A 10,623-nucleotide genomic window follows, 5' to 3' on the forward strand; every position below is an offset into this window, starting at 1 on the left:
CGACGCTTGCTGTCGGCCTCACGAATTATCCAGGCTAGTATCATGGCCGGTCCGACGCCGATTGCGCTTATCGACTGCAACAACTTCTATGTTTCCTGCGAGCGGGTGTTCAATCCCCGGCTCGAAGGCGTGCCGGTGCTGGTGCTGTCGAACAATGACGGCTGCGCCATTGCCCGCAGCAATGAGGTCAAAGCCCTCGGCATCAAGATGGGCGATCCAGCCTTCAAGCTGCGCCCACTGATCGAGAAGCACGGCATTCGCGTCTTCAGTTCCAACTACGTCCTGTACGGCGATATGAGCCGCCGCGTGCAGGAGGCTTTGGGCCAGTTTTCCCCCGAGACCGAATGCTACTCCATTGACGAGACGTTCATGGATTTCGGTGGTTTTCCGCATGTCGATCTCTGGGCCTACGGCCAGGAGATGCGCGGAACGGTCCAAAAATGGACGGGCATTCCGACCTGCGTTGGGATCGGTCCGACCAAGACGCTGGCCAAGCTAGCGAACGTGGTAGCCAAGAAAAACCCGACCTTTGGCGCGGTGTGTGACCTGATGGAGGAGTCGGTACGCACCGCCGTGCTACGTGCCTTCGAGGTGTCGGACATTTGGGGCATCGGACGGGCGACGACGACCAAACTGGCAGGCCTCGGCATCACGACCGCCGCCCAGCTGCGCGATCTCAGCCCCAAGCAGGCGCGGAGTATGGGCACCGTCGTCCTCGAGCGCACGATCATGGAATTGCGCGGCCTGCCCTGCCTGGCACTGGAAGACGTGGCCCCGCAACGCAAGGGAATGGCCTGTACCCGCTCCTTTGGGCGGGTGGTGACGAGCAAAGCCGAAATGCTGGAAGCCGTTGCCTCTCACGCCAGCCGCGCCGGGGAGAAGCTACGGCAGCATGGTTTAGTAGCGGGCAAGCTGACCGCCTTCTTCCACACCAGCCCGCACCGCGACTACCCGCAGCATCATGCCTCGCGTGTGACCAGGCTGTTTCCGATGTCGAGCGATACCCCTGCCCTCATCACCGCCGCTTCCCGTTGCGTCGAGGCCGCTTGGCGGCAGGGTTTCCGCTACGTCAAAGCCGGGGTGTTACTCGATGACCTCTGCCGCGCCGAGGATGCGCCGCGCACCCTGTTTGATGCGCCAACAGAGCGCGAAGCGAAGTGCATGGCGACGATGGATAGCCTGAATGCCCGGTTTGGGCGCGGCACAGTTTCGCTGGCGGCTACCGGCATCGAAAAAGGCTGGAAGCTACGCGCCGAGCATCATTCGCCCTGTTACACCACCCGGCTTGCAGAGGTGCCAGTTGTTCGCGCTTGATCGGTTCAGCACCGTTCCGCATATGTTAAGGCAGCAAGTGGTGAAATTCTTCTAACATACTTGGATTTGCAATTTTGTTGCCGGGAAAAGTCGTCTTTGGTAGGAACCGTGCGCCGTGCAGGTTGATGAACCTGCGATGGCCAAAAAAAGGGCGGCACCCGAAGGCGCCGCCGAGTTTAGGGAGGAAACGTCCAAGAAAGGCAGGACACGGCTGTGTCGCTGCCCGTTGGGGAACGTAGGCGTCCACAAAGATGACGCAACACAAATTGTGCAACGCAATATATCATTCCGAATGTCGGTATATGACCATGTCGGGCCAAAGCCCTGTCTCACCCGCTCTCACGATGGAACTGGGTGTGGCGACACCGAACGATTGTAGCCACCCGCACTAAACCAAGATCCACCTCAAAACTTTCCATTTGATACCTCGCCCTCCGAGGCATAGGGTGTCGATATGGCAAAGCCGTCCGCCCTTCGCACTGTTGTTCGTCCATCTCCGGACTTCACTGACCGCAGCTATTGGGCAGGGACGATCAAAATGGCGCTCAGCCGGTTCTTCGTCTTGCAGGTGCTGCACGACGGCCCGGCGCATGGCTACGACATCTCTCGGGCGGTGGAGCGGACAACCAATGGCTGCTGCTCACCGTCCGAAGGCGCCCTCTACCCGACGCTGCGCGAGTTCGAGCAGGGTGGCTACGTCACCTTGGAAACCGAGGTCGTATCGGGCCGCGAGCGTCGCGTCTACACGCTGACGGAGAAGGGCCGCGAAGCCTTCAAGGTCGGCCTCGGCGCCTGGATGGACGCCACCGCCGCCCTGACCGAGACCGGCCGTGCCGCCAATGCCCGCGGGGCAGCTGGGGAAGACTGCAAGTGCTGAGCTTTCATTTGTCGTGATGCATCGCCCTCAGAGGTATGGGAAAGGATAACTAAGATGAGCTCATGTTGCTCCGTCGACCGGCGCCCCGAGGCTTCGAAAACCGCGCGCCAGAACCCTGCATCGCTCCCGGTCGCCATCATAGGTGGCGGTCCCGTCGGCCTCGCCGCCGCGGCGCAGTTACTCGAGCGTGGGCTAGAGCCGGTCGTCCTCGAAGCTGGTCCCTCGGTCGGAACGGCGCTGCTAGGCTGGGGCCACGTCCACATGTTCTCGCCACGGCGTTACAATATCGACCGGTCGGCCCGGACCATGCTGGAGCGGCACGGCTGGACGGCGCCGGACCCGGAGGCATTCCCGACTGGCCGTGACCTCGTCGAGCGCTACCTGGCGCCGCTTGCTGCAGTCCCGGAGCTTGCCGGCCGCCTGCGGCCGAACACACGCGTCACCGGAGTTGCCCGGCTTCGCGCGGGCAAGGTGCGGAACGCTGGGCGCGCGCAGCAGCCCTTCGAGGTGCGGTTCGAGAATGGGCAAGGACAACAGGGACGCATCCTCGCCAGCGCGGTCATCATCGCCTCCGGAACCTGGGGCAATCCGAGCCCCGCCGGTTCCTCCGGCTTACCCGCCATCGGTGAGCATCAAGCGGCCGACCGTATCTGCTACGGCATGCCCGACGTCCTCGGCGGCGCCCGTACCCGCTACGCGGGCAGGCGAGTCCTTGTCGTCGGGTCCGGCCACTCCGCCATCGGCACCCTTATCAACCTTGCTTCTCTCGCTGAGCAGGCGCCGGGCACTTCCATCCTTTGGGCAACGCGGAGCACTGACCTGACACGGGCCTATGGCGGCGGTGCGTCCGATCAGTTGCCAGAGCGCGGCGCGCTTGGCCAGCGGCTACAACACCTCGTCGAGAGCGGCACCATCGAGCTCCTGGCACCCTTCTCCGTCGACGAGATCTGGCGTGGCCCCGGTGAGACGTTAGTGGTGCAAAGCACCGAAGGTCAGGTGGTCGAAGTCAATGAGATGGTGGTGGCAACCGGCCTGCGGCCTGACCTCAGTATTCTTGCTGAGGTCAGGCTCGATCTCGACCCGGCGCTGGAATGCCCACGCGTGCTGGCGCCGCTCATTGATCCGAACCTTCATTCCTGTGGCACCGTTCGGCCGCACGGTGCCGAGGAGTTAGCCCAGCCGGACATCGGCCTCTTCCTCGCGGGGATGGCTTCCTATGGCCGAGCGCCGACCTTCTTGCTAGCGACCGGCTATGAGCAGGTTCGCTCCATCGCCGCATACCTAGCAGGCGATGTGGAGGCGGCCCGCCGGGTCGAACTTGATCTGCCGCAAACCGGCGTCTGCAGTTCCAGCCGCGTGCTTCCGGAAGCGGTGGACACTTCGGCATCGTGCTGCACGCCGGAGATTCTGCAGGGCGGCTGCTGCGCGCCTAAACCGGCATTTACTGAGGACACGCCCTGCTGCGGCAGCTCGGCTCGCAAGGAACTCGCCCCGGCCGACCAAGCCTAATGAGCCTAGATATCGCAGCCGGAGGCACCGCCCCGGTAGATCCCACTACCAACCGTCCGAGGTTGGTAGTCGTGTCGGCAATAGGCGTGGCGCAAGTCCTCGCTTGGGGCAGCAGCTACTACCTACCCGCCGTCTTGGCCGGACCGGTCGTAGACGACACCGGCTGGCCGCTCGCCTGGGTCGTTGGTGCGCTATCCATCGGTCTGCTGGTTTCCGGTTTGGTCTCGCCGCGCATTGGGCACATTATCGAACGGCGCGGCGGCCGTCCGGTGTTGGCCGCGAGCGCTGTGTTGCTCGCCGTCGGGTTGCTCGGCCTCGCCCTCGCACCCAACCTGCCGCTCTTTATCGTAGCTTGGGTCGTCATCGGGTTCGGGATGGGTGCCGGTCTTTACGATCCGGCCTTTTCCGCACTTGGTCGGCTCTACGGCGAGGACGCGCGGCCAGTCATCACTCAGGTCACCCTATTCGGAGGCTTTGCCAGTACCGTCTGCTGGCCGTTGACAGCATTCCTCGCCGCTCACTTGGGCTGGCGCGGTGCCTGCCTCACTTATGCAGCGCTAATGGTCGTGGTGGTGCTGCCCCTCTACCTGCTCGCCCTGCCGCGCGAGGAAGAGCGGTTACCAAAGCCCGTCATGACGGGTTCGCCGCCACCTGGGCACGTGCGTCCGGACCAGCGTGCCGCCTTCCTGCTGCTGGCGGCGGGTTTCACGCTCGCCTATGGCACCATGACGGTCATCGGCGTGCACCTGCTAATGCTGCTGCAGGCCCAGGGGCTGGCCCTCGCGGCGGCGGTCGGTCTAGGCACATTGATTGGTCCAGCGCAGGTCGGCGGGCGCATCCTCGAGATGGCATTCGGCAAAAAGGCTCATCCTATTTGGGGCTTGGTCGCTTCCTCGATCCTGGTCGCGGTCGGCCTCGGCCTTCTGGTGGGGGTGCCGGGTATCGCGGCGGCGAGCATCGTCCTCTACGGCATGGGCAGCGGCATTCGCTCCATCGCCCGGGGCACCGTGCCGCTCGCGCTGTTCGGCCGCGAGGGCTACGCCATCCTCATGGGCCGCCTGGCGCTACCGACCCTTCTGGCTACCGCGGCGGCGCCCTTGATCGGCGCCTGGCTGCTAGACGGCCTGGGTCCCCATGGGACCCTCGTCGTCCTGTGCGGCGCCGCCTTGGTGAATGTGGCGTTGGTGCTGCCGCTCGTGCCCATGGCGCTCAAGAGCCAGGAGCCGCAGTAGCCCATAGGCATTCGCCGGGGTCGAACAGGGCGCTGGCGCCTGTCAGGCTTTGAACTGGCGCCGCAAGTGGTTCGCGCCTTAGATGTTCCGGGAGGCGCTGGCAGGATGGGCCTTGGCGGATTTGTGGGTCGCAGAACCCTTGTTGCAGCTACGATTTCGGTGCCACATCTTGGACGCGCGGCGATGCCTGTCCGCTTCGGGCTTACTCCGGTCTTCCTGGACTCCGATCTGGCGCTCCTGCGAGATCTTGGAGGGCATCTCGAGGCGGCTCTCGGCTTCCCCGTCCAACTGGTCAAGCGCCGCACCTACCAGGAAATCGTAGCCTTGCTTCTGGCGGGGCAACTCGACGCTGCGTGGATCTGCGGCTTTCCCTATGTCCGTCACGCCGATCGGCTTTCCTTGCTGGCCGTGCCGCTCCACCGCGGGCGCCCGCTGTACCAGTCTTACCTCATCAGCGACGCTACCCTGGGCGCGTCCACGATCGACGACCTCCGCGGCCATTCTCACGCCTTTTCGGATCCGGACAGTAACTCCGGTTTCCTGGTGACGCGCTGGCTCCTGGCAGCACGCCACGAACGGCCCGAAGGGTTCTTCAACCGGCCCTTCTTCGCCTACGGCCACCGGAACGTCCTGCGGGCTGTAGGCGCAGGCTTGGCGGAAAGCGGCTCGGTTGACGGCTATGTTTGGGAGACGGTCGCCGACCGTGAACCGGCCCTGACATCCGGCACCAAGGTCATCGGACGCTCGGATTGGCACGGCTTCCCGCCCATCTGCTGCCTGTCTGAGAACCGGGACGGCCCCGTGGCCCGGGGGCTCGCCAAGGCGCTCACCGAGATGGCCGAGAGCGTGTCCGGAAGGCGGGTTCTTAAGACCCTCCAGCTCGACGGCTTCGTTCCCGGCGAACCATCCCTGTACGGCGGCATCGCGCGCATGGCGGCAGCCGTGGGGGCACCGACGTGATACCGCCCGGCGCGCTCGACCCGCGGCGCTGGCCGTTGGCCATCCGGGTGCCGCTGATTGTCGCCGTGCTGGTCGCAGGCCTGGCTCTCGCCACGGGGCAGGCCGTCCTGTCCCGCTTGGCACGCGACCAGGAACGTCACCTGTCGGAGCTGGCCTCCGCCTTCCTCGACGGCCTTGCGACTGCCGTGCAGCCCGCTGCCGCGAGAGCCGACGTTTGGGAAGCCTTCGACGCCCTCGACCGCGCACGCACAAGATACGGCGCCCTTCGCCCGATGCTCTCCGCGGTCCTCCTGCCGGACGGCACGGTCCTGGCGTCGGCAGAGCCTCGCAGCGCCCCGAGCGGCACTAGGCTTCCTTCGGTGATCGCGGCGCAGGCCGACACCGCAGCGGCCGCCGGAAGGCCGGTGCTCGACGCAGACGCCGCAACCGCCGTCCTGGCGCGCGACCTTGCCGAAGGCGACGTGCCCGTGGGCCGCATCGTCGCCCAGGCCGACATCGGGCCGCTCCTAGCTGAGCGCAGGGCCGTGGTCCGGACCCTCGTACTCGTCAACGGGGCGTTCGCCTTGGTCTTCGCGGCTGCGGGAGGCCTGCTCGTGCGCCACCTTCTCGCGCCCGCAGACCTCGTGCGGCGGCGGTTGACCGAGGCCGCTCGTGGCGGGCGGCCGGTTCCGGTGGACGAGACGGTTGGAATCGGTCCGGAGCACGCGGCACTCCTGGCTGCCTGGAATCAGGCTGCGGCGGCGTCCGCCGAACGGGAAGCCATGGCGGCCCGCCTCGCCAAGGAGGAGCGTCATGCGCAGGTAGGTCGCCTCGCCGCCGCCATGGCTCATGAGGTCAACAATCCCCTTGGCGGCCTGATCACGGCCGTCGACACGCTAAGCGACCACGGCGACGACCCCGCGGTACGCGCGGAGGCCCTTGGCCTGCTCCGGCGCGGCCTGGGTGACATCCGCAACGTTGTGAGGGCTGGCCTTGTCACCTGGCGAGGGACGCCCGGCACCACGGCGCTAGCGGCGCAGGACTTCGAGGATCTCCGGCTGCTCGTGCGCCACGAGGTGGCGCGCCGAGGGCTCACCCTGGACTGGCAGAACGACCTGCCCGACCAAATCGCCGTGGACCGCACCTTGGCGCGTCAGGTGGCGCTCAACCTCTTACTCAACGCTGCCGCGGCCTCTCCGCCGCAGGGCACGCTTCGCTTCCGAGCGGGAAAACTGGACGGCGGGGGCGCGGTCGTCGAAGTGACAGATGCCGGTCCCGGCCTGCCGCCCGCGGTGGAGGTCCTGCTGGTTGCCTGCGACGGGCCGCCGCCCGAAGACGGTGGCCTCGGTCTCTGGACGGCGGTGCGTCTGGCCCGAAGCCTGGGCGGACGCATCGTTCGGCTTCCCTCCGACACCGGCACCCGCCTCGTCGCCGAGTTGCCTACGGTGTCTGCCCCAATGGAGGCCATCCATGCCCTCTGAACGCGGCCGCCTCCTGCTTGTCGAGGACGACGCGGTCATGGGCGGCACCCTGGCGCAGCGGCTCAGGCTGGAAGGCTACGCCGTCGAGTGGGCGCATGGTGCCGTCGAGGCCGCGGCGGCGCTCGCGCGCCGCCTCCCCGACCTCCTGCTGTCCGACCTGCGCCTTCCCGATGGCTCCGGCGAGGAGTTGTTCCTCTCCCACCGGGAGCGCCTGGCTGGGACGCCGATCTTGGTGATGACCGCATATGCCGGAATCGACCAGGCCATCCGACTGCTCAAGGGTGGCGTGGACGACTTCCTGGTCAAGCCGATTGAGACCATGGACCTGCTCGGCCGCATCGAGGTGCTCCTTGCCCGCAAGCTCGTCGCGCCCGAGGACGCCGTCCTTGGCCCCTCGGCCGCGATACGCCGCGTCGAGGCGGTCCTGCGCCGCGCTGCCTTGAGCGACAGTACGTCGTTGCTGCTCGGGGAAACCGGCACGGGCAAGGAGGTCGCCGCCCGGCTGCTGCACGCCCTGTCGCCCCGTGCTCGGCTGCCCTTCATCGCCGTCAACTGCGCCGCGATACCGGCCGACTTGCTGGAGAGTGAAGTCTTCGGGCACGAGCGCGGCGCCTTCACGGGCGCGGCTTCACGGCGTGAGGGTTACGCGGAGCGCTCAGGAGGGGGAACACTGTTTCTCGACGAGGTGGCCGAACTTCCGCCGCAGCTTCAGGCGAAGCTCCTACGCTTGCTGGAGGCACGCGAGTTCACCCGGGTCGGAGGCAACGCGAACCTGCCGTTCAAGGCGAGGACGATTGCCGCTACGAACGTGGACCTGGACGCCCGCGTGCGCGACGGCCGTTTTCGCGCGGACCTGCTGTACCGGCTCGACGTCATCCGTGTTGAGATCCCGCCGCTGCGGGCGCGGCCAGAGGACGTCGTCCATCTGGCCCGCCATTTTCTTGAAACCGCCTCCGGCCGCTCGTCCCGGCCCGTGCGCGGCTTCGACGAGCAGGCGGTGAAAGCGATGGAGACGCACGCCTGGCCGGGCAACGCCCGGGAACTACGGAACCGGGTGGACCGTGCTGTAGCGCTGGCGGACGGGCCGTGGATCGGCGCCGCCGACCTTTTCCCCGACCGCAGGGAGGCGGCAGCGACCGGGGACGCCGCAGCGACACTTGCCGAGATCCTCGTGGCCGCCGAACGCCGCGCCGTCGCAAGCGCCCTTGAAGCGACTGGCTGGGACGTTGGCGCAGCCGCGGCACGCCTTGGCGTCGGCCGCTCTACCCTGTTCGAGAAAGTCCGGCGCCTTGGGCTCGTGCGGCCGGCCGATTCCAAGGGGAGTCCAGCTTTCGGGACTGGCTGAGCCATCGCGGTCTGGACTGCGGGACTGAGGCATATGCCGCGGTACATTTAACATCCGCCCTTCCTCGGCCAGTTGCGTGCTATTTGGCCGTGTTGCGGCTTACGATTGCCGGTCGCGCCAGTCTGGCACGAACACTGCACTTGCCTTCCCAATCGAGGGAGGGCCAGTCATGTCAGGTTGCAACAAGGTTGCAGAAGCGGGACGCCGCTTTTTCCTGGGCCGAGGGGCGCTCGCAGCGGCCGGTGCGGCCGCCGTAGCCGCTGCACCGGCGGCACCAGCCAAGGCTGCCCCGGCGCTGGCTCAGGTTACCTATCCACGCACCAAGCTAGCCAACATCCGCGACCTCAAGCCCAACGAGCCACAGGAAATCGCCTATCCTGACGCAGACAGCCCCGGCGTTCTGCTCAAGCTGGGCACTCGCGTCGAGGGCGGTGTCGGACCAGACGGTGACGTCGTGGCCTACTCGATCCTCTGCCCGCACAAGGGCTACCCCATGTTCTATCGGACCGACGACCGGACGCTGAACTGTCCCGGACACTACAGCCGATTCGACTGTGAGAAAGGCGGGCTGCAGGTTTGGGGGCACGCGACCCAGAACCTCGCCCAGTACCGCCTGAAAGTCGATGCCAACGGGGACATCCAGGCCGAGGGCGTGGACGAACTTATCTACGGCCGCCATTCCAACGTGCTCGGCTGAGGGGGAGCGAACATGGCCTACAAGCGCAACATCGACCGCCTTCCAATCCCGCCGCGCGACGCGCGGGTAAACAATGTGACCTGCCACTTCTGCATCGTGGGCTGCGGCTACAAGGCATACACCTGGCCAATGAACCGGCAGGGCGGCCCGGCGCCCGGCGAGAACGCCTACGGCGAGGACCTGCGAGGCCAGCAAGGCGCCGACAGTGCCGGTTGGGTGGCGCCCTCGATGTACAACGTGGTTAAGCAGGACGGGCGTGACGTCCAAATCGTCATCAAGCCCGACCACGACTGCGTCGTGAACTCTGGGCTCGGCTCGATCCGCGGCGCCCGCATGGCGGAGGTGTCCTACTCTACCGTTACCGGCACACAGCAGGCGCGCCTGACCGACCCCCTCGTATGGCGCTACGGCACCATGTCACCGACGTCCTGGGAGGACAGCATCTCGCTCGTCGCCGAGGTTACCCGGCGCGTGGTCGAGGAGCAGGGCGAGGACGGGCTCATCGTCTCCGCCTACGACCATGGCGGTGCTGGGGGCGGCTACGAGAACACCTGGGCCACCGGCAAGCTCTACTTCGAGAGCATGAAGGTGAAGAACATCCGGATCCATAACCGGCCCGCCTACAACTCGGAAGTCCACGGGACCCGGGACATGGGCGTTGGCGAGCTGAACAACTGCTACGAAGACGCGGAGCTCGCAGACACGATCTTCGTCGCCGGGGCCAACAGTCTCGAGACGCAGACGAACTACTTCCTGAACCACTGGGTGCCAAACCTGCGCGGGACCAGCCTCGACAAGAAGAAACAGGTACTGCCAAACGAGCCGCACGCGGCGGCCCGCGTCATCGTCGTGGACCCGCGGCGCACGGTCACCATCGCCGCCTGCGAGGCAGAGGCGGGCAAGGAAAACGTCCTGCACCTTCAAATCAACAGCGGCACCGACCTCGCGCTATTCAACGCCCTGTTCACCGAAATCGCGTCACGCGGCTGGCTGGACCGTCCCTTCATCGACGCGAGCACCAGTGGCTTTGACGCGGCCGTGTCCGGCAACCGGACCTCGGTGGAGGATGCCGCCCGCATCACCGGCCTCTCCGTGGCGGACATCCGCAAGGCAGCGTCGTGGATTGCGGAGCCCAAGCAGGGCGGTGCCCGGCGCCGGACGATGTTCGCCTACGAGAAGGGCATCATCTGGGTAAGCGTCGCGGCAGCAGCAGGGGCAGAGTTGCATTG

General features: G+C 66.4%; 9 protein-coding genes. All 9 read left to right on the forward strand.

Annotated features, from left to right (window positions below; translation table 11 throughout):
* Nucleotides 1-1,314 (forward strand): Y-family DNA polymerase (locus QWZ14_RS07155; RefSeq protein ID WP_290315942.1); only part of this gene is annotated, 1,314 nt, incomplete at its 5' end.
* Between the two features lie 538 nt (nucleotides 1,315-1,852).
* The gene (locus tag QWZ14_RS07160; protein WP_290315943.1) at nucleotides 1,853-2,191 is read left to right on the forward strand and encodes a PadR family transcriptional regulator; all 339 of its coding nucleotides are present in this window, start codon (nucleotides 1,853-1,855) and stop codon (nucleotides 2,189-2,191) included.
* Between the two features lie 54 nt (nucleotides 2,192-2,245).
* A complete protein-coding gene (locus QWZ14_RS07165; protein WP_290315944.1) occupies nucleotides 2,246-3,700 on the forward strand; it encodes an FAD-dependent oxidoreductase in 1,455 nt (484 codons plus the stop codon).
* A gap of 86 nt (nucleotides 3,701-3,786) precedes the next feature.
* Nucleotides 3,787-4,932, forward strand: coding sequence for an MFS transporter (locus QWZ14_RS07170; RefSeq protein ID WP_290315945.1), 1,146 nt, complete (start codon nucleotides 3,787-3,789; stop codon nucleotides 4,930-4,932).
* A 183-nt stretch (nucleotides 4,933-5,115) separates the two neighbouring features.
* The gene (locus QWZ14_RS07175) at nucleotides 5,116-5,892 is read left to right on the forward strand and encodes a substrate-binding domain-containing protein (RefSeq protein ID WP_290315946.1); all 777 of its coding nucleotides are present in this window, start codon (nucleotides 5,116-5,118) and stop codon (nucleotides 5,890-5,892) included.
* Nucleotides 5,889-7,352, forward strand: a complete 1,464-nt coding sequence (locus QWZ14_RS07180; RefSeq protein WP_290315947.1) for a sensor histidine kinase — start codon at nucleotides 5,889-5,891, stop codon at nucleotides 7,350-7,352. The genes QWZ14_RS07175 and QWZ14_RS07180 overlap by 4 nt, the downstream gene beginning before the upstream one ends.
* Nucleotides 7,342-8,697 (forward strand): sigma-54-dependent transcriptional regulator, encoded by a 1,356-nt coding sequence (locus tag QWZ14_RS07185; RefSeq protein WP_290315948.1) that lies wholly within the window; start codon nucleotides 7,342-7,344, stop codon nucleotides 8,695-8,697. Before QWZ14_RS07180 ends, QWZ14_RS07185 begins: the two co-directional genes overlap by 11 nt.
* A 169-nt stretch (nucleotides 8,698-8,866) precedes the next feature.
* Nucleotides 8,867-9,394, forward strand: a complete 528-nt coding sequence (locus tag QWZ14_RS07190) for an arsenate reductase (azurin) small subunit (protein WP_290315949.1) — start codon at nucleotides 8,867-8,869, stop codon at nucleotides 9,392-9,394.
* A 12-nt stretch (nucleotides 9,395-9,406) separates the two neighbouring features.
* Nucleotides 9,407-10,623: arsenate reductase (azurin) large subunit (locus QWZ14_RS07195; RefSeq protein ID WP_290315950.1), on the forward strand; the 1,217-nt coding region annotated here is incomplete at its 3' end.

It is taken from the genome of Paeniroseomonas aquatica (assembly GCF_030409335.1).
Classification (GTDB): domain Bacteria; phylum Pseudomonadota; class Alphaproteobacteria; order Acetobacterales; family Acetobacteraceae; genus Belnapia; species Belnapia aquatica.